The organism is Paenibacillus favisporus (genome assembly GCF_040545415.1).
Lineage (GTDB): Bacteria > Bacillota > Bacilli > Paenibacillales > Paenibacillaceae > Paenibacillus_AQ > Paenibacillus_AQ favisporus.
This window is the reverse complement of sequence record NZ_JBEPLV010000002.1, coordinates 1,100,604-1,124,346: the sequence shown is the minus strand read 5'-3', so window position 1 is coordinate 1,124,346 and position 23,743 is coordinate 1,100,604. Positions and strand designations below refer to the sequence as shown.

General features: G+C 55.3%; 19 protein-coding genes. 4 read left to right on the top strand and 15 right to left on the bottom strand.

Going from position 1 to position 23,743, the window contains the following annotated elements; all coding sequences use genetic code 11:
• Window positions 1–223: 223 nt before the first annotated feature.
• The 6 genes from ABID47_RS13030 to ABID47_RS13005 form a co-directional block, all read right to left on the bottom strand.
• Window positions 224–1,174 carry a GNAT family N-acetyltransferase gene (locus ABID47_RS13030; RefSeq protein WP_354497252.1) on the bottom strand — a complete coding sequence of 317 codons (951 nt, stop codon included), beginning with the start codon at window positions 1,172–1,174 and terminating at the stop codon, window positions 224–226.
• Window positions 1,175–1,427: 253 nt separating this feature from the next.
• Complete coding sequence (locus ABID47_RS13025; RefSeq protein ID WP_181909018.1) at window positions 1,428–1,901, bottom strand: DinB family protein; 474 nt, start codon at window positions 1,899–1,901, stop codon at window positions 1,428–1,430.
• Window positions 1,902–2,006: 105 nt separating this feature from the next.
• Window positions 2,007–2,753, bottom strand: coding sequence for a GNAT family N-acetyltransferase (locus ABID47_RS13020; protein ID WP_354497249.1), 747 nt, complete (start codon window positions 2,751–2,753; stop codon window positions 2,007–2,009).
• 55 nt (window positions 2,754–2,808) lie between these two features.
• Window positions 2,809–3,555 (bottom strand): nucleotidyltransferase family protein, encoded by a 747-nt coding sequence (locus ABID47_RS13015; RefSeq protein WP_354497247.1) that lies wholly within the window; start codon window positions 3,553–3,555, stop codon window positions 2,809–2,811.
• A gap of 47 nt (window positions 3,556–3,602) precedes the next feature.
• The gene (locus tag ABID47_RS13010; protein ID WP_354497245.1) at window positions 3,603–4,415 is read right to left on the bottom strand and encodes an ABC transporter permease subunit; all 813 of its coding nucleotides are present in this window, start codon (window positions 4,413–4,415) and stop codon (window positions 3,603–3,605) included.
• Complete coding sequence (locus ABID47_RS13005; RefSeq protein WP_105443704.1) at window positions 4,412–5,299, bottom strand: ABC transporter ATP-binding protein; 888 nt, start codon at window positions 5,297–5,299, stop codon at window positions 4,412–4,414. The genes ABID47_RS13010 and ABID47_RS13005 overlap by 4 nt, the downstream gene beginning before the upstream one ends.
• 219 nt (window positions 5,300–5,518) lie before the next feature.
• Here ABID47_RS13005 and ABID47_RS13000 point away from each other — a divergent pair, with 219 nt between their 5' ends.
• Window positions 5,519–6,121: a TetR/AcrR family transcriptional regulator gene (locus ABID47_RS13000; protein ID WP_076168416.1), complete on the top strand. Its 603-nt coding sequence runs from the start codon at window positions 5,519–5,521 to the stop codon at window positions 6,119–6,121.
• A gap of 115 nt (window positions 6,122–6,236) precedes the next feature.
• Window positions 6,237–8,114, top strand: a complete 1,878-nt coding sequence (locus ABID47_RS12995; protein WP_354497242.1) for an LTA synthase family protein — start codon at window positions 6,237–6,239, stop codon at window positions 8,112–8,114.
• 99 nt (window positions 8,115–8,213) lie between these two features.
• Here ABID47_RS12995 and ABID47_RS12990 read toward each other — a convergent pair whose 3' ends face one another.
• Entirely contained in the window at window positions 8,214–8,861 is a 648-nt protein-coding gene (locus ABID47_RS12990) for a CBS domain-containing protein (protein ID WP_349774575.1), read from the bottom strand.
• A 165-nt stretch (window positions 8,862–9,026) separates the two neighbouring features.
• Between ABID47_RS12990 and fsa the strand changes: the two genes are divergently transcribed.
• Window positions 9,027–9,701 (top strand): fructose-6-phosphate aldolase, encoded by a 675-nt coding sequence (fsa, locus tag ABID47_RS12985; protein WP_354497240.1) that lies wholly within the window; start codon window positions 9,027–9,029, stop codon window positions 9,699–9,701.
• A 182-nt stretch (window positions 9,702–9,883) separates the two neighbouring features.
• On the opposite strand, the gene ABID47_RS12980 is transcribed toward fsa, so the two are convergent.
• The 7 genes from ABID47_RS12980 to yicI all read right to left on the bottom strand — a co-directional run bounded on the left by ABID47_RS12980 (window position 9,884) and on the right by yicI (window position 20,033).
• Window positions 9,884–10,693 (bottom strand): DeoR/GlpR family DNA-binding transcription regulator, encoded by an 810-nt coding sequence (locus ABID47_RS12980; RefSeq protein WP_354497238.1) that lies wholly within the window; start codon window positions 10,691–10,693, stop codon window positions 9,884–9,886.
• Between the two features lie 105 nt (window positions 10,694–10,798).
• Window positions 10,799–11,530 carry a LutC/YkgG family protein gene (locus ABID47_RS12975; protein WP_354497236.1) on the bottom strand — a complete coding sequence of 244 codons (732 nt, stop codon included), beginning with the start codon at window positions 11,528–11,530 and terminating at the stop codon, window positions 10,799–10,801.
• Complete coding sequence (locus tag ABID47_RS12970) at window positions 11,527–13,032, bottom strand: LutB/LldF family L-lactate oxidation iron-sulfur protein (RefSeq protein WP_354497234.1); 1,506 nt, start codon at window positions 13,030–13,032, stop codon at window positions 11,527–11,529. Before ABID47_RS12970 ends, ABID47_RS12975 begins: the two co-directional genes overlap by 4 nt.
• Entirely contained in the window at window positions 13,010–13,759 is a 750-nt protein-coding gene (locus ABID47_RS12965; protein ID WP_354497232.1) for a (Fe-S)-binding protein, read from the bottom strand. The genes ABID47_RS12970 and ABID47_RS12965 overlap by 23 nt, the downstream gene beginning before the upstream one ends.
• A 183-nt stretch (window positions 13,760–13,942) precedes the next feature.
• Complete coding sequence (locus tag ABID47_RS12960) at window positions 13,943–16,012, bottom strand: bifunctional aldolase/short-chain dehydrogenase (RefSeq protein ID WP_354497230.1); 2,070 nt, start codon at window positions 16,010–16,012, stop codon at window positions 13,943–13,945.
• Window positions 16,013–16,224: 212 nt separating this feature from the next.
• Complete coding sequence (locus ABID47_RS12955) at window positions 16,225–17,508, bottom strand: MFS transporter (RefSeq protein WP_354497228.1); 1,284 nt, start codon at window positions 17,506–17,508, stop codon at window positions 16,225–16,227.
• A 203-nt stretch (window positions 17,509–17,711) separates the two neighbouring features.
• Entirely contained in the window at window positions 17,712–20,033 is a 2,322-nt protein-coding gene (gene yicI / locus ABID47_RS12950) for an alpha-xylosidase (protein ID WP_354497226.1), read from the bottom strand.
• Between the two features lie 119 nt (window positions 20,034–20,152).
• On the opposite strand from yicI, the gene ABID47_RS12945 reads away from it, so the two are divergent.
• Window positions 20,153–21,067, top strand: a complete 915-nt coding sequence (locus tag ABID47_RS12945) for an AraC family transcriptional regulator (RefSeq protein ID WP_354497224.1) — start codon at window positions 20,153–20,155, stop codon at window positions 21,065–21,067.
• Window positions 21,068–21,107: 40 nt separating this feature from the next.
• Here ABID47_RS12945 and helD read toward each other — a convergent pair whose 3' ends face one another.
• Window positions 21,108–23,459, bottom strand: coding sequence for an RNA polymerase recycling motor HelD (gene helD, locus ABID47_RS12940; protein WP_354497222.1), 2,352 nt, complete (start codon window positions 23,457–23,459; stop codon window positions 21,108–21,110).
• Window positions 23,460–23,743 lie beyond the last annotated feature (284 nt).

Below are 23,743 nucleotides of genomic sequence, written 5' to 3'. Positions count from 1 at the left end.
ACTCGCGAACGAATCGGAGTTTAAAAGCGGATGCTGCACGAACTTGATGTTGAAATGTTGAAATGAACCTTTCGAAAAGAAATTCTAAATCATTATGCCGTGAGCGTCAATGAGTTACGGTAGCAGGATAAAGCAGATGGCCCGATCAAGTTTTGGAAAATATACCGGACGCTTCTTCCCAGTTCCCCATGCTTTGCTTACAGATGTGCTGGTTGCGGCCCACTCAGCCATACATGGTCATGGTCGATATAAACAGAGGACCAGGCATAAAGCCAAGTTGAAAGCACAAGGACTCATGCGGATGTCCATGTATGGCACGAATCCGCAGCAGCGGCAGCCCCTGTTTTTTTAACATCGTCAGCGCTTTTTGCACCATCTGGGTCGCCAGTCCACGGCCTCTGTAAGCCTTCATGACGGTGAGCTCCTGAATCGTGGGACAGCCCGCCAGCATCCCAATGATACAGACCCCGATCAATGCGCGGGTCGATGTATCATACAACAGGCTTGAAGCCATCGCTGTATCCTCTGTCATACGCGCAGCATCGAGCTTGAGCTTGGACAGCACGTCAGCAAATGAAGCGTCCTCCAGCTTGCTGCCCTCTTCATGCCATGCATGCTTGAACAAAAACAAACCGATTTCCCGTTCAAGCACGAGCCTCCGTTCTCCGCCCTCATGTTGGAATTCTACGGATTGAAAAGCTGAGCCGCCGTTTCCGTGGGAGTCATATTCGGCCGTTGGCCGCTGCATCCAGCGATGCCTATGAGGTGCCGGGAAAAAGCCTGCTCGCATATAGGCATCTTCCTGATCCGCAAAGACTTCATAGGCCCGGATCGTGCGCGTTCCCCCTCCTGCTTCCGTCTCCCGGATCGCCTTAACGACAGCAAGGATTAACCCTTTATCCACCTGATGGGGTGGAATCGTGAACAAATCCCGGATCGCACAGCCCGAAAGAGCAGCACCGCCGATCACCTTTCCGTTTTTTTTCAACCAATAAGGCATGAAACCCGCAGGCAGAAATGAATCGGTATGAAGCGGCGGCTTGATCCCTGCAGCCATCTGTTTATCATAAATGCGCAGGTACCACTCCCACTCTGCCGGCTCGGCTTCACTTATGCTTACGGATTCAGGCGTCCCCCCATGTGGGCTTGCTACCAGCCGGTCCTCTCTGTTCATGCCAGACCTCCTTGGGCTCAGACAGATAGTTTTCTATTAGTTTACGATCCGGCCATCCGATTTCATGCCAGATCAGCCCCGGAGAAATTCCCCAGAGCTAGGCGTTACCGCATAATTTATTTTTGACCTCCCCTATTCATAATGCTGCTCATCACGTTCGTCCTCTTCTATCCGATATAGGTTGGTTGCTTAAAAAAAGACCGCCCGAAGTAAGTTTTTACCTCGTTACGGTCCTCTTGTTAGATGAGCTGTTCTATTTGTGCCCGTTTGCTATGTAATGGTGGATCTGATTCATATGATGGCGGTCATGCCAGTAAAAATCGGCAAGATACTCGTCAACGGACAGCTTGCCGCTTCCGGTACTGTATTCGGTGGCATACTCTTCTTCCGGTATCCGTTTCAGCTCTCCGATGATCTGCTCCCGCCAGTGCACCGTCTGATCGATCAGCTCCTGGCGTCCTTGGCTGCGCGCATACGCGGCCGCTTCCCGGTTGAATTCATCAAGCTCCACCTTCGGCATATCCATCGGTTCTTTGGCCGCCATCGGCCGGATCGCGTGCTCCAGGAAATGCTTGTCCCACAGCATGATGTGCCCGATGATTTCCTGCGGCGACCACTTGCCTTCGGCAATCGCTCCCGTCCACTGATCTTCCGGAATATCCGCCAGTGCCTTCACCTCATCGATCAGTTCGCACATCGGCGCAAGTTTCTCCGGCATGTCGTTCATCCTCATCTCTCCCAACCCAAGTCAATCTGTCATGGCGCTGGCCATGCCACTCTATGATACCTGGGAATGGCATTTGAGACAAGAACAAACATTCGCCTTATTCCATTATTTAAGCACTCTGTACCAATAGGAGTAAATATGGCGATAACCAAGCTTGTCGTATAACCGGCATGCCGCCTCATTGGCCTGAACGACCTGAAGAAACGACGAATGCGCGCCCTGCTCCCGGCCCCATGCCAGCATGCGCTGGATCAGCTGAAATCCCATCCCCCGCTGCCGGAAATCAGGATGTGTCACGATATCGTACAGGCCCAGCCATCCCTCCTGAATGACGCCGAGTCCAGCGGCTACCGTCTCACTCCCTTGCTTTAACAGGAAAAATCCCTGCTGGAGCGGAGTCGAGGCCAGCGTGTGCGCCAGGACCGATTGTCCGTGGCCCGGTATTCCGTTCATGAGGGACATCTGCTCGAGCCAGCCGGTATCCAGCCGGTCCCGGAACACGACGTGAAGCCCGGGGTCAGCCGCCGGTGCCGTTTCTCGCTGAAGATCCAGAATCCGCACGCTGGATAGATCCACCTGAACATACCCCCGCCCGGCGAGACGTTCATCCAGATCGGACGGCATAACATAAGGAGTCATCTTGAAAATGACCGGCTGACCGGCATCCCGGTAAAACCTTTCGGCGGCGGCAATGCTGCCTTCCACGTCGCAGCCCGGGTCCAGGTAAATCGGACTGACCGAATTCGCCCGCTTCGTGTACCCGTCTGCATAGCGGACCAGCCAACCGTTCATCTGAGCGGAATACTTGGCCGGCCACGTGTTGATCGTGATTTCCTCCAAAAACTTATACATGTATATCGCTCCTTCAGCATCATACGGATAAATATACATGTAAACTCATAAATATTCAATTCCCAAACAAAGCTGCATAATTCTCCGTCACCTCTCGGTAAGCCTCCGGCGTCCCGATGTCATAACTCGTTCCCCGTGCCCGGTATGCGGCCATCTCCTTGCGCTGGCACAGCCACTCAGGGAAATATCCCGGAGCATCCGGCTGATTCCCTTCATTCAGATATTCGCCAATGAGAGGAAGTGTGTCTTTGCGGTAAATGTACACGGCGAGCACGCCGAGATTCGTCCGGGGATGTGCCGGCTTCTCCTCGAAAGACAGGACGGTGTCCCCCTCATCAAGCTGGACGACGCCGACCCGCTGCAAATCCTCCGTATGTTCCATCGGCTGAACAAGGATGCAGTCGCACTGCCGTTTGTAATAAAAGTCGACATATTCCTGCAGTTCGAACGTAAACACGTTGTCCCCTGCCATGACCAGAAGGTCTTCTTCCATTCCCATTTTTTTCACGGCAAACGCCATGTCGCCGACCGCTCCGAGCCGGTTCCCTTCATGTGTGGAACCATCGTCGAGCACGCGTACCGGTACACAGAATTCGCCCGACTCGGCCCATGCCCGAAATGCGGAGGCAAACCTGTGGTTGCTGACCAGTACGATTTCCGAAATGCCGCTGACCCGCTCCACCTTGCGGACGATATGGTCGAGGATGGTGCCGGGCCCGAGGGGGAGCAGGGCTTTGGGCACATCCCGCGTCAGCGGGTACAGCCTCGTGGCGTAGCCAGCCGCCAATATGAGTGCTTTCATCGTGACCTCCTTGATCGGTGTACCTGCTCCCCCTAGTATAGCTTGATTTACAGCGGCAGGCTTCTTTTCCGGAAAATAATCATGCCGGCGGCGAAGGCTACCGCGCCCAGGCCGGCCAGAACCGCGATGGACACCGGCCAATCTGCCGTTTTGCCGACGATCTCGCCGGGATCAAATAAGGAAAAGACCGAAATATGCCGCATCCAGCTGAGCTGCCCGCTGATTTTGCCGATCAGGTTCAGGCTGAAAAATCCGATGGTGATCACGCCCGAAAGCGTCAGCGCCCGCTTCTCGTCATTGCAGCAGGCGGAAATCAAGTAAGAAATGCCTCCGATGCAGAAGAACAGCAGCAGGGCGCCTGCATTCAGCAGCACAAAGCCGGTGCCGTCGAAATCCCCCAGATCCCCGATAAACCAGGCGTACCCGGCAAACCCGGCCAGTGTCGTGACCGCGCAAATCAGCACCAGCCCGGAGAGCAGCACGGCCGCCTGGGTCAGGGCTACCTTCGTGCGGGTGGTGGGCGCCGACAACAGGTACGCCATCGAGCCTTGGTCGACAAGCTTGGCGATCAGCTGCGTGGATACGAGAATGCAGAAGATGGACAGAATCAGCAGATACAACAGGCCGTAATACTCACCGGATATAAACGCGCCGATGCTGCTGAAGCCGTTTTCCAGGCCGAACGCCTTGCCCAAGCCCTCCGGCATCCCGTCGATCAGCGAATTCAAGCTGCTGCTGTTTTTGGCGATTCCCGGATAAATCCAAAACATCAACAATATATAAAAGGCCGATCCGACGGCATAATTCATGAACATTTTGAGGTTAATCGCAAGCATTTGTCTGTACAGCGGCATATTCATGGCGTTTGACCCTCCCGATCGTAATAATCCATAAAGATGTCCTCCAGGTTCTGCGTGAACACATCGATATTGCGGACGTGAAAGCGGGCGGTTTCGCGGATAAACCGGTCCACGTCGCCCTGAACGGCCACCCGCACGCGGTTTCCTTCCCGGGAATCGATCTTCAGGCCGCATTTCATGAAATCGTCCAGCTCCTGCTCCGTCTCAAACGTCACTTCGAACAGCTTGCGCTGCATCGACTGCAGCTCATGGATATCCTTGACCGCAATAATCACGCCGTCCTTGATGATCGCTGCCCTATCGCAGGTCCGTTCGATTTCCGGAAAATTATGCGAGGACATCAGGAAGGTCGTCCCCCTTGCCTTCTCCTCCAGCACGAGCTCGATGAACACTTTTTGCATGAGCGGATCCAGCCCTGACGTCGGCTCATCCAGAATAATGACCTCCGGCCGGTGCATGAAGGCGGCAACGATCCCGACCTTCTGCTTCATTCCCTTGGACATTTTCCGGATCGGCGTCCGGACGTCAAACTGCAGCCGGCGGATGAGCTCGTCGCGCCAAGCCGGATCGACGCCGCCCTGCATGCCTGCCATAAAATCCAGAAACGCCTTGCCGGTCATCCCCTCGATAAACGCGATTTCGCCGGGAAGGTAGCCGATATATTTTTGAAACCGCCCCTGCTCCTTCCATGTGTCGTAGCCGCATACCTTTACGGAGCCTTGATCCGGCTTCAAAAAGCCCATGATATGCCGGATCGTCGTCGATTTGCCGGCTCCATTCGGTCCCAGAAAACCGAACACTTCGCCGCGGCGGACCGAAAAGGTGACGTCCCGGATGCCTCTCCCGTTCGGAAAAATTTTGGTTACATGCTCAACGCTCAGCATGCCAGCGCCTCCAATGCATATTTAAATTTATGAAATATTCTTGTTCCGATATTTCATAATCGGATCATACGCCTGCCGCTTTCCATCGTCAATACATTTTATGAAATATTTTTGTGGTATAATTTCATTAATTAGATCGAACCGGCGAGAACCGATATTCTTCGTTCATTCGATCAAGCCGATAACCTATTTTAAAATAGTTAGGATGGTTCGTAAGAAATGAATGGATTTGAGAAGCGGGCAGTGCAGATTAAACAAAAGATCAAACAAACGGTATTGGAAATGCTGGGCGAATGGGAACCCCGGCAAATCCGCATCAAAGATATCGCAGCCAAGGCGGAAGTGTCACAGGTCACCATATACAACTATTTTGGCAGCAAAGAAGCGCTGCTCCGCGAAGTGTTCAAGGAATTTGTCGCCATGCTGATGGAGGAGTATGAGCGCGTGCTGACGGGCGATGCGCCGCTGAAGGAAAAAATCGAATACATTATTTTTCAAAAAAGCCGGTTAAAGCTGCCCTTCACCCCATCCGCGCTCAAGCAGCTGATCGAAGCCGACCCGGAAATCAACCGGTTTATCCAGCAGCAGTATGAGGAACGTGCCATTCCCTTGATCACCAATTTTGTGCAGAAGGGCAAGCAGCGCGGAGAAATTTCAGAGAAAGTGTCCGTCCAAATGGTGCTTCTTTATGTAGGCATGATGACGGAGCAGTACGAAAAAATGCTGGATCTGGTCAATCAGAGTGAGGATCCCGAAGCGTTTACAGAGGATATGATTCATGTGTTCTTTTATGGCATTTGTGGTCCGCAATACCAAAAATGATTAACAGCGCGCCCTTTTTGTGTTAATTTAGTGTTCGCGGTATGTAAAATCGGGTTTAACATGACTATACTTGTAAATACCAACGAACACTGTAATGAAACAGAAAGGAGCAGGTATGATCGACTTCCGTTCCACTTATTCCAGACCGAAGACGCCCTTTATCGCCGTTTTCGTCGTCCTGCTGCTCAAGCTGCTGCTCCTCCGGTACTTTTTCTTCCATGATATTCTGTGGAGCCGGATCACCGCCGACGCCGCTGCGCTGCTGGTGCTGCTGTGCATCATTGAGCTGATTACCCCCGCGAAAGCGAAGGGATGGGTCTATTGGATTTTTAACGCTATTTTCTCGATTCTCATGTTTGCGTCGGCGCTGTATTTTCAGCATTTCAATTCGGTGCCGACCTATACGGCGCTGTCCGAGCTGAAGCAGGTGCTGCAGATTAAGGAAAGCGTTCAGTCAACGATCGAAACGGAGAACTATTTATTTTTTGCCGACGTCGTGATCGTCGCGCTCTTGTGGCTGATCGGCCGCTGGGTACCGCTGCGGTTTTCGCTGCGTACGCGGCTACGTAAAATTTGGCCGGCAGCCCTCGGCGTCATCGGCGTGATCGTCTCGGCGCTGTACATTCATGCTGACCGCTCCATCACCAATGAGCTGATGCAGGCGGAGCATCTCGGCTTCCTGGATTACCAGGTTGCCGCCGGGATCCGTGCCAGCGAGGAGAACAGCTTGATCGCCTCCGGCAATCTGGACGAGACCGTGCAAAAGGTCAGCCAGGCCGAGCAGTCATACCCGTACGCCAGTGAGACTGCACAAGTCAAACCGGCGATGTTTGGAGCTGCCAAGGGCAAAAACGTCATCGTCATTCAAATGGAGGCGTTCCAGAACTTCCCGATTCATTTGTCGACGGGCGGCCAGGAGCTGACTCCCGTGCTGAACCAACTGGCTGACGGCGGCCTGTACTTTCCGCATGTCTTCCAGCAGATCGGGCAAGGCAATACGTCGGACGCCGAATTTATGAGCAATACGTCGATTTACCCGACCGGCACTGTCGCGATGTCGAGCGGCTTCGGCGACCGGGAGCTCCCGAGCATGCCGCGTCTGCTCGAGCAGCTCGGTTACACGGCCGATACGTTTCACGTTAACGACGTGAAATTCTGGGACCGGGACCAGCTCTACCCGGCGCTGAACTTTACGAATTATTACGACAAAAAGTCGTACAAAAACGATCACTTCAACGATTTTGGCGCTTCGGACGAGGAGCTGTACCGGGTCGGTCTGGACAAGCTGTCCGAGCTGCATGAGCAGGGCAAGCCGTTTTACGCCCAGTTCGTCACGGCTTCCAGCCATTTTCCGTTCAAGGTGCCGGAGGACCGCAAAAAAATCAAGGTCCCCGATTCCATCCAGGGAACCCAGTTGGGGGACTACCTGACGGCTGTGAATTACACCGACTATGCGATCGGCACCCTGATCGACGGTCTGAAAGCAAAAGGCATGTGGGACGACACCGTGCTCGTCATTTACGGCGACCATTTCGGGCTACAGCCGCAGGACAACGATCCGGCGGTCATCAAGCAGGCGCTTGGTATCCCTTATGACCAGCGGATTACCCGCTTCAACATCCCGCTGATCATGCATATTCCTGGCAAACAGGGGAAGGTCGTCGACCAGGTCGGCGGTCAGCTCGACATCATGCCGACGCTGGCGAACCTGCTGGGCATTTCGCTCAAGGACAAGCACTTTACCGCATTTGGCCACGACCTGCTGAACATTGACAAGAATGTCGTCGGTATGCGGTATTATCTGCCGACAGGCTCCTTCTTCAACAATGACATTTTGTTTGTGCCGGGCAAAAGCTTTGAGGATGGCACCGCCATCTCTCTGAAAACGATGCAGCCTGTCGCCGACTTCTCGAAATACCGGAAGGATTACGACTATATTTTGAACCTGATGAAGCTGTCGGACGAATACGTAAGGCTGCTTCCAAGACGGTAACGGCCAATGGCAAAAGCCGGCTGCTTCCATTCCATATGGGATGGGAGCAGCCGGCTTTTTTAGTTGCTGTGACTTGTAGTTATATGTTCAAGAGACCCTTTAATTAGGGGCCGGCGAACCGCCTTTACCCGCGAGACCGATCAATACGCGCAAAATATCCGTTTTGGTGACCCGGCCGACCATCATGCTGTCTCCCTCGCCGGAAACGACGGGCAGGCAGTTCACCTGATGCTTCACCAGCTTGTCAGCCGCATCCAGCACCGTTTCCTCGGGCGTCAGGGCCGCCATGTGCGCCCGGCGGGTCATCGCCAGACCGACGGGAATCGTGCTCAAATCCGCATGCCCCATCGTCAGCTTCAGCACGTCCTTGCGGGAGACGACCCCTTTCAGCTCACCGGACTCTCCGGTCACCATCAGCGTGCCCGTATTCTCGCACAGCAGCTGCACTACGGCATCGTAGGCCGTCGCATGCTCGGAGATGGTCACGGGAGTGCTGTATATATCCTTCACGTATATTTGCTGCAATCTTTGTTCAAACTCACCTTGGGAGCTTGGCTTATCGCCGGGAAAATACCCCACCTTCGGCTTGGCGCTGATCAAGCCCAGCATCGTGAGCAGGGACAGATCCGCACGCAGGGTCGGGCGGCTGAGGCCGATCATCTCAGCGATCTGATCGCCTGTAACGGGAGCATGCTCCCGCACAAGTTCCACGATATCCAGCTGTCTCGGAGTTAGTTGAATGGGAATCCTCTCCTTTGAGAAAAATCACCTGAAGCTGCAATTTCATTGTTAAATCACGGGCAGCATGGTTTAAATAATTATTGTGTCATAAATCAGTTATGATACACACTATTATAAATTTTATTTTAACCGATAGCCATATCTTTTCATAACGAAGGAGGAATTGGTGATATGAAGTTTTTCCTGGATACGGGCAACATCGACGAAATCAAACGGATCTCCCGCCTTGGACTGGTGGACGGGGTAACGACCAACCCTTCCCTGATCGCCAAAGAAGGCCGGGATTTCAAAGAGGTCATTCAGGGGATTTGCAGCATCGTCTCCGGCCCGGTCAGCGCCGAAGTCATCGGCACCAAAGCCGAAGACATGCTGAAGGAAGCTTACGAGATTGCCGAATGGGCGCCAAACGTCGTCATCAAGGTGCCGATGACCGAAGACGGCTTGTATGCATGCCATGAGCTGACCAAAAAGGGCATTAAAACGAATGTGACGCTGATCTTTTCCGCCGCGCAGGGCCTGATGGCCGCCAAAGCCGGGGCGACGTACGTCAGCCCGTTCGTCGGACGCCTGGACGATATCGGGGTTGAGGGCATGAAGCTGATTCGCGAGCTGAAGCAAATCCTCGAAAACTATGGCATGACGTCCGAAATCATCGCGGCCAGCATCCGCAACATCAAGCATGTGGAGGACGCGGCCATCGCCGGCGCCCACATCGCGACCATTCCGGGCTCGCTGCTGCCGTCCCTGTGGAAGCATCCGCTGACCGACAGCGGGATCGAGCGCTTCCTGGCCGACTGGGAGAAAGTACCGCAAGCGGCCAAAAGCCAAGCGAAGGCTGGCGAGTAACGTTCGAACAGCACACTTATAAAAACAGCCCCGCTGGGAGTTTCCCGGCAGGGCTGTTTTTAACGTAGGAGTTTTATGCGATTTTCGCCGCCATTATTTCAGCTGCTTCTTTTTTTCTTTATCAAAATCAAACCCTCCCACAATCGCTGGAAGCCAGCACTGCGGTAGGGTTCTTACTGCTGCTATTGGTGATTGGGCGGCGTGTACGGATTAACCTGCAGCGCTACTGTCTGCCCCGCAATGATCAGGTCGATCGATTTATCCCGGAGCAGCGAAGCGTCCTTCTCGTCAACATGGCCGTCGGTAATCAGCACGTCCACTTCGGCCCAATCGGCAAGATGGGTGAACGCCTGCACGCCGATTTTGCTCGCGTCAGCCAGGATGTACACGGTCTTCGCCTGCCGGATCATCCGGTGCTTGACCATCGCCTGCAGCTCGTTGGATTCGCTGATCCCGCGGTCCAAGTGCACGCCCTTGCAGGAAATAAACGCCTTATCCACATAATAGGATTCCAAGCCGCGTTCGGCGAGCGGGCCGACGTAAGACAAGGAATGGGCTGCCAGCATGCCGCCCGTCGAAATGACCTCGATCTTCTCCTTGGAGGACAGCTCCAGGGCAACCTTGATGGAATTGGTAACCACGGTCAAAGGAATGTCCGGCAGGATCGAAGCCATATACCACGCCGTCGAGCTGGCATCCAGGGCGATGCGGTCCCGCGGCTCGATCCGCCGCACCGCCTCTTCGGCAATCCGCCTCTTCTCGTCCTGATGGATGACCTCCCGCTCGAAATACGGGGTCTCCGCCTGGGTCTCTTTGACGCTGACGGCGCCGCCATGGCTCCGCCGCAGCTTGCCCTGCTGCTCCAGCCGGTCCAGGTCGCGGCGGATCGTCTCTTCGGTCACGCCGCACAGCTCGCTCAGCTCCGACACCCGGATGCTGCCTCGCTCATTGACCAGCCGCACGATGGTATCATAACGTTCCGCAACTAACATAGCTTCCCTCTTTCGTTCTATCGTACACCCATTATATAGATTTGCCCTTTCCCGGACAACGTGTCATCCCCATGCCCTTCTGAGCGGGGACATTCCCGAATCGGATTATCCGACAATCAAAGCGTAGGCAATCCCCGGTCCGTGAACGCCGATGGTCAGGTCGTTCTCGATGTCCGAGGAGCGGCTCGGCCCCGAAATAAAATGCACCCCAGCCGGCAGCCCCTCCCCGGCGCTGCGGGACATGCGGCCCATAACCTCGCCGAGCCGCGTCTTCATGCGCTCCGCCGGAACGATGGCGATCAGCAGATTAGGCAGGAGGGACACCGACCGTCCCTTCTCCGCCGATGATGTGACCACGAGCGAGCCGGTATACGCCACGGCGTCATCAACAAGCGCGATCCCGGCATCCGTATAGGCCGCAGCGGCCAGGGAGGCGTCTGGATCCTGCCCGTTCCACACCCGGTGCGCAAGCTCCGGCAAATGCTGTTCCAGCCGGAGCCCGGCCAGCTCCGGAAGGTCCTGGCGGATCGTTGACTGTGCCCCGTGCTCCTGCAGGATGCGGGTCACGACGCCGGACAGTTCCTCCCAGCCGGCCACCCGCTCGGTATGGCCGCCTGCGGCACGCCAGTTCCCCATAAAGCGCTCGATCCGCTCTTCATGCGTCAGCTCGTAGCGGTTCCAAAAATCCGGTGCACCCCGATACGGATGCTCCGGCTTGCGAGATTCAGAAGCGCCCCCACGACCGAGACGGCTGGCGATATGGCCGATGAACCGCTTCTGCTGCTCCCGGGATTGCTGCTCCATTTTCTCCAAAAATGACGGATCGGATGTGCTCATCGTTTCATCCCCCTTTCCTTCCGGCCGGCGACGATGCTCTCCATGCGGGACTTCATCGCTTCCGGCATCGGCGGGAGGCTGGCCCCGACCTCGGCGTCCAGCTGCGGCCAGCGTTCCCTGAACGATTTATTAGGCAGCGCAGGAATGTGCCGGTACGCCGTCCAGCCCTTGAGCGGGCCAAATTGGGAACGGATATATCCGTCCCGGACCAGCAGCTTCTGGCCCGTCTGCCCGAGCTTTACCGCCTGCTTAAAGCGGCCCGAGCTTTTCATCAGCATCTTGAAGCCTTTCATCGCCAGCTTTTCGCCGGCTGCGGTATAACCCCTCTCGACCTTCCGGTTGCGCAAATAGACAAGCATATCATGCAGCGGAATTTTGACCGGGCAGGCTTCATAGCAGGCGCCGCATAGACTGGAGGCGTTTGCGATGTCCTGCCACTCCTCGGTATTCTTGTTCAGCGCCGGCGTCAGTACCGCACCGATCGGCCCGCTATACGTTCCAGGGTACGAATGTCCCCCGATATGGCGGTACACCGGGCAGGCGTTCAGGCATGCCCCGCAACGGATGCAGTTCAAGAGCTCCTGGAAATCCGGGTCCCCGAGCTGCAGCGAGCGGCCGTTGTCGACGATGATGATATGCATCTCCTCCGGGCCGTCTCCGTCCGCCGTCCGGCGCGGCCCCGAAATGCCCGACATGTACACGGTCAGCTTCTGGCCGGTCGCCGAGCGCGGCAGGAGCGTTGCCATCACTTCGAGGTCATCCCAGGTCGGAATAAGCCGCTCCATCCCCATCAGCGTAATTTGCGTTTTCGGTACCGTGCTCACCATCCGGGCGTTACCTTCGTTTTCAAAAATGACGATCGATCCGCTCTCGGCAATGCCGAAGTTGGCCCCGGTTAACCCGATGTCGGCTTCCAGAAACTTGTCGCGGAGCTTCCGCCGCGCAAATCCCGCCAAAATTTTCGTATCCGGCGCCAGCGTTTCTCCCGCTTCCTTCGACAGCAGCTCGGCGATTTGATAACGGTTTTTGTGAATGGCCGGGATAATGATATGGGATGGCGGTTCATTCGCCAGCTGGATAATGTACTCGCCCAGGTCGCTTTCAATGGACTCAATGCCGATGCCCTCAAACGCTTCGTTGATATGCACTTCCTCGGACACCATCGATTTAGACTTGACGACCGACTTGGCCTGCTTGTGCTTGGCAATCTCCACCGCGATCCGGGCGGCGTCCTTCGCCTCGGGAGCAAAATGCACATGCACGCCCTGCTCCCTGGCATTATTCACAAACTCGTTCAAATAGTAGTCGAGGTGGGCGATCGTATGGGCCCGGATCTGCCGCCCCCGCTCCCTCCATTCCTCCCAGTTGCCGTGTTCCGCCGTCGCCGCCTTCTTGCCGTTTTTCAGCTTTTCGGTCGTAAACTTGACGGCATTAACGAGAAATTCGTCCTTCAGTGCGGTCTCCGCCCGCTCCTTAACGCTAGACCCCTGCAGTTTGCTCACGGTGCTTCACTCCCTCATACAGCAGTTCCGCCAGATGCATGACCCGGACCGGCTTGCCCTGATAATGCAGATTGCCGCCGATGTTCAGCAGGCAGCCCATGTCCAGCCCGACCAGCACCTCGGCCTCCGTCTCCAGCACGTGCTGGGTTTTCTCCTCGACCATCGCGCCCGAGATGTCGCTCATCTTGATGGCGAACGTTCCGCCGAAGCCGCAGCAGTCTTCCGCATAAGGGAGCGAAATCAGCTCCATGCCCTGGACGCTGGCCATCAGCTGCATCGGTTCGTCTTTGATGCCGAGCAGCCGGGAGCCGTGGCAGGACGGGTGATAAGTGACTCTATGGGGAAAAACGGCCCCCACATCCGTCACGCCCAGCACCTGAACGAGAAATTGGGTGAACTCGTACGTCTTCTCCTTCAGCGCCAGCGCTTTCTGCTGAAGCAGAGGCTCATGTTCAAACAGCTTGGGATAATAATGATGGATCATACCGGTGCAGGAGCCCGAAGGGGCGATCACAAAATCGCTGTCGTCAAACGCTTCCAAAATCGTCCTCGCCGAGGCTCTGGCTTCATCCCAATAGCCGCTGTTAAAGGCCGGCTGGCCGCAGCAGGTCTGCACCTGCGGAAAATCGAGCCGGACGCCGTACCGCGCCAGCAGGCGGGCCATCGCTTCGCCGATGGGCGGAAACAGCGCGTCGCTGATGCAGGTAATGAATAGCGAAACCTTCACGGTGTAATACCTCCTTTGCGGTTAACCTTAAAAGTCTGGCAGAGCGCCGGCAGCGAGCCGGTGTCTGCCGTGTGTTATGGCAAGAGAGGGAGCGGCTCCCGCCAAACATGCCTGTTCAGCTGGTAGCTGCTCCCTTCTATCAGACGTGCAATCTGCGCCAGTTTCCCCTGTAAGACCGACCGCCTACCGGGTAAACGCTGCCGGTACGCCGCCGTCGATCGTCAGCATGCAGCCGGTCGTCTTCTCCGACTTGGAGGAAGCGAAGTAGGCAATCCCTTCGGCCACGTCCTTCGGATAAATGTTGACCAGCAGCGTCGTTCTTTTGCGGTAATGCTCTTCCAGCTGATCCGGCTCGATGCCGTAGGCCGCAGCCCGCTCGTTCCGCCAGTTGGAGTTCCAGATGGCCGATCCCTGCAGGATCGCATCCGGTAAAATCGTGTTAACACGGATGCCGTATTCTCCGCCCTCAGCCGCGATGCAGCGGGCCAGGTGGGCTTCAAGCGCCTTGACGGAGCTGTAGGCCGTCACGTTCTTGCCGGCGTACACCGAATTTTTGGAGCCGACAAACACCATGCTGCCGCCGATTCCCTGCTCTTTCATCTGCTTGAACGCTTCTCTGGCTACCAGGAAGTAACCCGTGCCGAGGACGTTCATGTTCAGATTCCATTCCTTCAGGGAGGTTTCGTCAAACGGACTCGAAGTGGCCAGCCCGGCATTGTTGACGATGATGTCCACGCCGCCGTAGGTCAAAGCCGTTTCGGCCAATGCGTCCCTGACCATGTCCTCCTGGGTTACGTCCATCTTGACAGCCTTAGCCCGGCCTTCGCCGTATTTGGCATTGATCTCGGAGGCCACCTGTTCCGCGCCCTCCAGGTTCAGGTCGGCCAGAACGACATGAGCTCCCTCCGACACGAAGCGGCGCGCCGTTTCGCTGCCGATGCCGCCTGCGCCGCCGGTAATAAAGGCGACCTTGCGGGAGAACTCCGCTTCCGCCGGAGCCAGGGACAGCTTGTAAAGCTCAAGCGGCCAATATTCCACGTTGTAGGATTCGTTCTCGCTTAAGGATACGAATTGTCCCAAGGCCGTAGAACCTTTCATCACCGCGATCGCCCGATGGTACAGAGCTCCGCTGACCCCTGCCATATCCAGGCTCTTGCCGGTGTTGACCATGCCGATCCCCGGAATGAGGATGACGCGCGGAGCCGCTTCGGACATGACATCGCCCTCATTTTTGTTCCGTTCAAAATAGGCCTTGTACTCTTCCTTATAGGCTTCGACGCCTTGACGCACCGCCGCTTTGAGGGAATCGGTATCACCGTTTGCCGGATCCCAGTCGATATACAGCGGAACCCGCTTCGTATGCACCAGGTGATCCGGGCAGGCCGCTCCCACCTGGGAGAGCTCCTTCGCGTCCCGGCTGTTGACGAACTGCAGCACGTCTTCGGCATCGTCGTAGGTGACGATCATTTTTTTGCTGTCGCTAACCGCGCCGCGGATCACAGGCAGCACTTCAGCCAAAAGGGCTTTGCGCTTCTCAGGCGCCAGCGCCGCCGTCTTTTGCCCGCCAAACACCTTCTCTTCCTGTACTTTTGCGGCAATATACGCTTCCGCTTTTTGGATCATGGCGATCGTCTGGTTGTAAGATTCCTCGGACGTCTGGCCCCATGTCACCAGACCGTGCTTCTCCATCAGCACCAGCTGGGCATTCGGATTGTTCCGGACGCCCTCAGCGATCATTTTGGACAGCGTAAACCCGGGACGGATATACGGTACCCATACGAACGTATCGCCGTAGATTTCTTGGGCGATTTCTTTGCCGTTATCCGCGCAGCACAAGCTGATAATCGCATCCGGGTGGGTATGGTCGACGTGCGGATACGGAAGGAAGGCATGCAGCAGCGTCTCAATCGACGCTCTCGGATGCTTGCTGTCGATCATGCAGTGGGACAGGTAAGCCACCATCTCCTCATCCGACATTTCATCACGCTCAATCAGCGGACGAATATCCTCAAGCCGAAGGCCGGTAAAATGCTGCGCTTTCATCGTCGCCAGGTCCGAACCGCTCCCTTTGACCCACATGACCTCCACATCACGGCCGCGAAAGTCCTGCTCCACCGTCTTCAGCGACGTGTTGCCGCCGCCCCAGTTGCAGACACTGCGGTCGCTGCCGATCAGGTTGGACCGGTACACCAGCTGGTCGACGCCGGCTTTCTGCCGGGAAGCTTCATCGGAATTCCATTGATTTTGTACCATGATAAGGACAACCTCCAATAAATTCTTTTGTTTTTGTTTGTTTGTATTTGTATTGGTTTGATTATAGCAGACTATGTTTTGTTTTTATACCCCTTTTTCATCAAAAAACAAATAAAAACGCAGCAGATCCGAAAAATGCAAACATTTTCCGAACCTGCCGCGTTCATTGGGCCAGGCATCATCCATATTCATTTGTTATTCGAAGATCCCCCTCAGCGGGCACCAACCCGTCTGCTCAACCCGATTCCGCGCCGCCCCTTACTTCGGGAGCTGCGGTCCGAATCCTCCGGCTTGCTGCTGTTTTCCTTCGGCTTCACGGCCAGCAGGGTCAGCAGAACGCCAATCGCCGCTACGACAGCCATCGTACCAAACAGGATCCAGTGGGTGCTCTTCATGAGCAGGGATACTACCGGAGGGCCGAGAGATACCCCGATATACCTCATGCTGCTGTATAGGGAAGTAATCGTTCCGCGCTGCTTTTCCTCAATCCCTTCGGTGATCAGTGCGTCCATGCAGGGAAGGGTGGTACCGATGCCTGCTCCGCAGACCGAAAAAAAGATCAGGAGAAACGTAATCTGGCTGCTGAATCCGGCAATAACCAGTCCGGCCGTCAGCAGCGCCATGCCTGCAAAGCCGGTCCATTTCATACGCTTTTTGTTTTTGCCGATGATTTTCCCGGCGATAAACGAGCACAGACATAACACTGCCAGCGGAATCGCCAGCACGAGGCCTTTTACGATCCCATGCATGCCGTATTTGGTTTCCAGCGTCTCCGATAAAAAAAACAGCACGCCGAACGTAATAAACATGCTGATCCCGCCAATGGCGAAAATGGCGTACAGCCAGCGGCCTTTTTCACGTAAAATGTCCTTCGTGTCAGACAAAAATTCCTTGATTGACGTTTTGTTTTCGTTTTTCTTCTTAGGCGTTTTCACTAAAAAAGCGACCATGATCAGCGAAATGATGCACAGAACGGGAATCGCGAGAAAAGGCAAAAACCAAACGAGCAGAGCCAGTGCGGATCCGAGAATCGGACTGACCACTTTGCCGAACGTATTTGAAGTTTCGATGATCCCCAAACTTTTGCTGACATCGTCTTCATCATCAAACATATCGCCTACAAGCGGAAGCACGATCGGGAAAGCCCCCGCTGCACCGATACCCTGCAGGAATCGGCCCGCAAGAATGATCCAGTAAGCGGTGGCTCCGTCCGTCCACCAGGCGGCTGCCCCCGATATCGCTCCTCCCGCCGCGGCAATAATCAAGCTGGGGATAATGACGGTTTTGCGTCCGAACCGGTCCGATAAATAACCCGCAATCGGAATCAGCACGATCGCCACAACGCCAAACACCGTGATCAGCATGCTGACCTGAAAGGCACTGACGTGCAGCTTTTGCGATATCTCGGGCAAAATGGGAATTAACATGGAATTGCCAAGCGTCATAATAAGCGGTATCGAGGCAAGTGCCACCAGATCCCATTTTTTGTCTTCCATGACAAAACCACCTTTACGTTCGATGATAAATCATGTTTTATTGTGGTTCTTTTCAGTCACGGATATGCATGCGCTCCCAGTTCAGGCTTGGTAATTACATCCCCTCGATTCGGTTTAAAACACGGCTCATGCTCTGATCTCTAAAAAACCGGACCGCAGCTATCTGCGGTCCGGTTCTATCCCTAAGCTGCCTCAGCAGCCCGTTACTTTAATGTGATTGTGACGGAAGAAGCACCGGCCGCAGGTGTAATGACTGCACCGTGTTCGCCGCTTGCCGCCGTGCCCTGATCTACGGACACCACTTCGCCGATACCGCGGAGCACAAGCATCCAAGGTTTGCCGGCCCCGGAGGCCTTCACTTCGATGACATTGCCGCTGCGGGATGCGGTTACGCTGAGCTCTTGTTCGGCCAGCGTATTCACGATGTCGGCCTGTGCCGAAGCGCCGTCGCCGAGCTCGAACAGATGCAGCGAGACGCCGTCGGCATAGTCGTAGTCCGGTCTGCTGTCTTCTTTACCCACCGCAAGGAGGGTGTTCGGCTTAATCATCATCGGCAGGGTCATGTATCCGTGGTTCTCGCTGTACCACCGGTTACCTTCCAGCACCTCGCCTGTCAAGTAGTTCGTCCACTTGCCTTCCGGCAGGTAATATTGGACGTCACCTTCCTTATTGAAGATCGGCGCCACCAGAATCGAATCGCCCAGCATGTACTGCGTATCCAGCGTGAAGCAGGTCGGATCCTGCGGATATTCCAGCACCATGGCTCTCATCATCGGCAGGCCGCGTTCCTTGGATTCCACCGCCGAGTTGTAGAGGTAAGGCATGATGCTGCATTTCAGCTTCGTGAACTTGCGCACCACGTCGACCGCCTCTTCGTCAAACAGCCACGGCACCCGGTACGATGTGCTGCCGTGCAGGCGGCTGTGGGACGAGAGAAGGCCGAACTGCACCCAGCGCTTGTAAATATCCGGCGGAGCCGTATTTTCGAAGCCGCTGATGTCATGGCTCCAGAAGCCGAAGCCGGACAGGCCGAGCGACAGGCCCCCGCGGACCGTCTCCGCCATCGATTCGTACGTTGCGGAGCAGTCGCCGCCCCAGTGAACCGGGAACTGCTGGCCGCCGACCGTGGCCGAACGGGCGAACAAAGCAGCTTCCCCTTTACCCAGCTTATCTTCCAGCACTTCAAATACCGCCTTGTTGTACAGGAAGGTATAGTAGTTGTGCATTTTCACCGGATCGGATCCGTCGAAATAAACGACGTTGGTCGGAATTCTTTCACCGAAGTCGGTTTTGAAGCAGTCGACGCCCTGGTCGATCAGCACTTCGAGCTTGCTCTTGTACCATTTCACCGCATCGGGATTCGTGAAGTCCACCAGACCCATGCCGGCCTGCCACAAATCCCACTGCCATACAGAACCGTCCGGCGTTTTCACCAGGTACCCGTTCTCCATGCCTTCATCGAACAGGTGCGATTTTTCCGCGATGTACGGGTTGATCCAGGCGCAGATCTTCAGCCCCTTGTCTTTCAGCCGTCTAAGCATGCCTTCCGGATCCGGGAACATATCCTTGTCCCACTCAAAATCGCACCACTGGTATTCCTTCATCCAGAAGCAGTCGAAGTGGAAGACGGAGAGCGGCAGATCGCGCTCGGCCATGCCGTCCACGAAGTGGTTGACGGTCGCTTCATCGTAATCTGTCGTAAAGGATGTCGTCAGCCATAATCCGAATGTCCAGGCCGGCGGAAGCGCAGGCTTGCCCGTCAGCTTCGTGTAGTTGTCCAGCACGTCCTTCGGCGTGGCGCCGCCGATGATGAAGTATTCCAGATATTCGCCTTCGACGCTGAACTGCACTCTGGATACGTTTTCAGAAGCAATCTCATAAGATACCTTTTCCGGATGGTTGACGAACACGCCGTAGCCCTTGCTGGACAAATAAAACGGAATGTTTTTGTACGACTGCTCGCTGCTTGTGCCGCCGTCCTCGTTCCAGATTTCCACCACTTGGCCGTTCTTCACAAACGGGGTGAAGCGTTCGCCGAGGCCGTAGATGTACTCACCGACGCCCAGATCAAGCTGCTCGCGGTAGTACGCTTTTTTATCCGGATCCTGGATATACGCAGGCGCTCTCCAGCCGCTCCCGGTAATCCGCTTGCCGGCATAGTTGAAATCGATGTTCCAGCCCTGCTTGCGGTTGACCTGCACGCTCAGCTGGCCGCTGGTCAGCACCGCGGTCTCTTCGTCCACCGAAATTTGTACGTTGGTATCGCTTGGGAACAATTCGAACGCAGGTCCTTTGTTTATTTTCCCTTTATGATGAAACAACTTGACGCGGATCACATCCGGCATCGGGGAGCTGAAGTCGGCCTTGAGCAGCGTACCGTTCAGCGTGTCGCCCTTGGTCGCAATGATTTTTGTCGCCGCGAAAACCGTCATGGAGTCGCTTGTATAGGTAATATCGCGGATATCCGCAGGGTTTTGTACATTGTAGCCTTCCCGGATCAACCAGTAACCGTCCGTGAATTTCATGTTTCGTCCCTCCTAGAGTTTATACTATAATAATATTGATCTAATGAAGAGATTTCTTACGTTATTTTGACCAAATATATTAATATATTGATATTTGCTAGAAATGGAAGTGACATCATATGAATCGAGAAACGCTCAGGGAGAACCGCGTGCACGGGCATCCTCTGTATCCCGTCAGCATCTACCCCAGAGTCGAGCAGCTCAACGGGCAGAGCATTCTGGACTGCCACTGGCATGACGAGATGGAATTCATCGTGCTGCATCAAGGCAGCGCCGTCTTTCAGCTCGATATGACGTATGTGGAGGTCCGCGCAGGCGAAGCATTATTCGTCAACAGCGGGGAAATTCACTCCGGGATGCTGGCCTCGGAAGAACCGTGCATCTTTTCAGCGGTCGTGTTCAGCGCCGATCTGCTCAGCAGCCCGGACTTTGACATTATCCAGGAGAAATATATCGATCCCTTGATGAAAAAAAGCTTTATGCCGCGACAGCACATCTCCGAAAACTCGGAATGGGAAAAGGATATTTTGGACGCACTGCATCGGATTATCCGCGAAAACGAAGCCAAAGTGCCGGCTTACGAGCTGTCGACGAAAGCGCATCTGCTCCGGATCTTCGCCCTGCTGTCGGCCCAGGTGCCGCTGGGTGAAAACAGCAAAAGCCGCCCCACCGGAAGCCATGACAAGGTGGAGCGGCTGAAGACCGCGCTTCATTATATACATGATCATTACGCCGAGCCGCTTAAGCTCAAAGAGCTGGCGGGACAGATCAACATGAGCGAAGGGCATTTCTGCCGCTTTTTCAAACAGATGACCCAGAAGAGCCCGGTGGAATACGTCAACCACTACCGGGTGCTCAAGGCGTGTAAGCTGCTGGAGAACACCGACAAAAAAATCGTCGAGGTCGCCATGGATGTCGGCTTTGACAACCTCAGCTACTTCATTACCGTCTTCAAGCATCATAAAGGCTGTACCCCGTCCAAATACCGCAAGCCGTTCGAGGAACAGGCTTACGTGCTGACGGAACCGGTATGAACCCGCCGGATATGGCGGGACTACCGGTCCATGGCTGACTCTAGGCCAAAACGTATTTATCTTCCGCCACATCCGTGATGAAGCGGCTGGGCTCGCCCAAGCTGTATACATGGAGCTGGTGCATCGCCCGGGTACAGGCCGTATAGAACAGCTTCCGCTCGGACTCCCGGCTGTATTCGCCTTCCGACGCGTCATAGATGATGACCGCATCAAACTCGACCCCTTTTGCCAAGTAGGATGGAATGACCAACGTCCCGTTAGCGAAGGAAGGGGTCGTTTTCGTGATCTTTTTCAGCGGCAGGCGGTCCTTCAGCGCTTCGTAGACCGTCTCGGACTCCTCCGCCGTTTTGCAGATGATGGCCGTGTGCTCGTAGCCTTTGGCGTTCAGCTCCATAATGTCCGTGACGATCCGGTCATGAAGCTCTTCCCGGTCCTGTTGAACCCGTACGAGCGGCTTCTCCCCGTTCCGGTTAAACGGCACGATCGCTTCCCCGCCCGGCATCATGCTCCGGGTAAAATCCACGATCTCATACGTCGAACGGTAGCTGCGGGTCAGCGAAATGACCTCCGTCTCTTCCGGGCCATACAGCTCCTGCAGCGACGCCAAACTCCCGCCGAGTACACCGGTATGCGGGTAGATTCCCTGGTTCAGGTCGCCCAGCGCCGTCATGCGCGCCCGCGGAAACAGCCGCTTGAGGTATTCCAGCTGGAACGGAGAATAATCCTGAACTTCGTCGATGAACACATGCCGGATCAGGCTGTTGACCTGGAAGCCTTTCATCAGCTCCTGCATGTACAGATATGGCGTCGCATCCTCGTAGGACAGCCTTCCCTCCATGAGATCCTGAACCGTCTGGGCGCCGATCTCATGATACCGCTCCGGCAAATCGCCTGTACCGCTGACCCTGGCAAACAGCTCCTCATTGACGAACAGTTCACGGTACAGCGCCTTGACGTCGACGAACCGCTTGCGCTTGATCCATTTGCGAACCGGCTTCAGCCACTCGTTGACGATCATTTTGGCCAGCAGGTTCCGTTCGCGCTCGTGATCGTCGAAGGTGTCTTTCTTGGACGCAAGCTTTCTGCGGACATGGGTGTACGCCTTTTGGTATTCCTCCGCGCTGAGCAGCTCAATCTGGTCATCGACCCAGGCCGCCTTCCGCTCCTGCTTCGCAAAGGCGGCAAGCTCCTTCTGCAGCCACTCCCGCATCAGCTCGATCCGGTTGGCCAGGCGAACCGCAGGGTCATAGCTGTAAAACTTCTCCTTCATCGCTTCAGCCGAAACGATAAGATGCCCCTTGAAGCGGATCGGCTTAAAGATCATGCCGTCATGCTCCAGATAATCCTTGTAGCTGCGGATGATATTCAGAAACGCCGGAGAGGCCTTGAAGGCAATCGACGCCTTTTTATTCTCGAGCCATTCCCCTTCCTCCGCATTCAGAATCGACTCCATTTGCGAAAACACGTCTTCCAGGTCGTATTCCTTGCTGAGCCGGTGTTCCAGGTACGCCTGGAACGTCGTCTGCATCATGTTCTCCTCGCCCAGCTCCGGCAGGACGGTGGAGACATAGCTGTTAAACAGCGGGTTGGGGGAAAACAGAAGCACCTGGTCGGCCTTCAGAATTTCCCTGTATTTGTAGAGCAGATAGGCGACGCGCTGCAGGGCCGCAGACGTCTTGCCGCTCCCGGCCGCCCCCTGCACGACCAGCATCCGGCTCTTGTCGTTCCGGATCACGGCGTTCTGCTCCTTCTGAATCGTCGCCACGATGCTTTTCATCTGGCTGTCGGAGCTGTGGCTGAGCACCTGCTGCAGCAGCTCGTCGCCGATGGTGACGCCGGTGTCGAACATGACGTCGATCCTGCCGTCCTTAATGACGAACTGACGCTTCAGCTCCATCGTCCCTTCAATTTCGCCGCCGGGTGTTTGGTAGGAAGCCGGCCCGGGCGCACCGTCGTAGTACAGGCTGGAGACGGGAGCCCGCCAGTCGTACACGAGGAAGGTCTCCTGGTCGTCATCCAGGAACGAAGCGATGCCAAGGTAAATCTGTTCCGTCTGCTTCTGACCGTTTTCCGTAAAATCTATCCGGCCGAAATACGGCGATTTCTCCAGCAGCCGCAGCTTCTTCAAGGATTCAAAAGCCTGCAGATGGCTGCGCTCGCGCTCCGACAGCACCTGGGACTGCTGCCGCAAACTGGTCGAGGTCTCTCCGAGGTCGTCGGCGCTGCTGAAGTTGACGCGGACCTCATCCCAGAAATCCTTTCTCAGCTCCACGACATCTCCCCGGACCGTTCCGACCTCCGCTTCAAGCGCTTTTTTGCGGTGGGCGATTTTCCCGGTGACCTGAGTTACCCGCTCCTGCTCCTGCTGCCAGTCCTGATCGTTTAAATCCATGCCGATATCCATCCCCTTTTTAATGTTTGACAAACTCATCCCAATGTGATAAAATCCGTATAGGATTATTATTTTTATTTGTATCTTTTTAAAGTCACAAGTTCTATATTACCAACTTTTGAATTGTAAATCAATGCAGGATAAGGGGAGCCGAAGGCTCCCCTTTTTGGCGTACCTCGTCCTTCCAGGAGGGCTGTGGCATCGCCCCGATTTTCTTCGTGACTCAACCTGTATCTTATTATAATTCGCGGACGGCCCGTTCGTTTCCTTTTACTTCACCCAAT

What these genes read in the sequence shown, in the direction of transcription:
- ABID47_RS12975 (WP_354497236.1), bottom strand. Translation starts at nt 11,530, where the DNA reads ATGAGCACATCCGATCCGTCATTTTTGGAGAAAATGGAGCAGCAATCC.
- ABID47_RS12980 (WP_354497238.1), bottom strand. Translation starts at nt 10,693, where the DNA reads ATGTTAGTTGCGGAACGTTATGATACCATCGTGCGGCTGGTCAATGAG.
- ABID47_RS13000 (WP_076168416.1), top strand. Translation starts at nt 5,519, where the DNA reads ATGAATGGATTTGAGAAGCGGGCAGTGCAGATTAAACAAAAGATCAAA.
- helD (WP_354497222.1), bottom strand. Translation starts at nt 23,459, where the DNA reads ATGGATTTAAACGATCAGGACTGGCAGCAGGAGCAGGAGCGGGTAACT.
- ABID47_RS13010 (WP_354497245.1), bottom strand. Translation starts at nt 4,415, where the DNA reads ATGAATATGCCGCTGTACAGACAAATGCTTGCGATTAACCTCAAAATG.
- ABID47_RS13005 (WP_105443704.1), bottom strand. Translation starts at nt 5,299, where the DNA reads ATGCTGAGCGTTGAGCATGTAACCAAAATTTTTCCGAACGGGAGAGGC.
- ABID47_RS12945 (WP_354497224.1), top strand. Translation starts at nt 20,153, where the DNA reads ATGAATCGAGAAACGCTCAGGGAGAACCGCGTGCACGGGCATCCTCTG.
- ABID47_RS13025 (WP_181909018.1), bottom strand. Translation starts at nt 1,901, where the DNA reads ATGAACGACATGCCGGAGAAACTTGCGCCGATGTGCGAACTGATCGAT.
- ABID47_RS13030 (WP_354497252.1), bottom strand. Translation starts at nt 1,174, where the DNA reads ATGAACAGAGAGGACCGGCTGGTAGCAAGCCCACATGGGGGGACGCCT.
- ABID47_RS13015 (WP_354497247.1), bottom strand. Translation starts at nt 3,555, where the DNA reads ATGAAAGCACTCATATTGGCGGCTGGCTACGCCACGAGGCTGTACCCG.
- ABID47_RS12955 (WP_354497228.1), bottom strand. Translation starts at nt 17,508, where the DNA reads ATGGAAGACAAAAAATGGGATCTGGTGGCACTTGCCTCGATACCGCTT.
- yicI (WP_354497226.1), bottom strand. Translation starts at nt 20,033, where the DNA reads ATGAAATTCACGGACGGTTACTGGTTGATCCGGGAAGGCTACAATGTA.
- fsa (WP_354497240.1), top strand. Translation starts at nt 9,027, where the DNA reads ATGAAGTTTTTCCTGGATACGGGCAACATCGACGAAATCAAACGGATC.
- ABID47_RS12995 (WP_354497242.1), top strand. Translation starts at nt 6,237, where the DNA reads ATGATCGACTTCCGTTCCACTTATTCCAGACCGAAGACGCCCTTTATC.
- ABID47_RS13020 (WP_354497249.1), bottom strand. Translation starts at nt 2,753, where the DNA reads ATGTATAAGTTTTTGGAGGAAATCACGATCAACACGTGGCCGGCCAAG.
- ABID47_RS12960 (WP_354497230.1), bottom strand. Translation starts at nt 16,012, where the DNA reads ATGGTACAAAATCAATGGAATTCCGATGAAGCTTCCCGGCAGAAAGCC.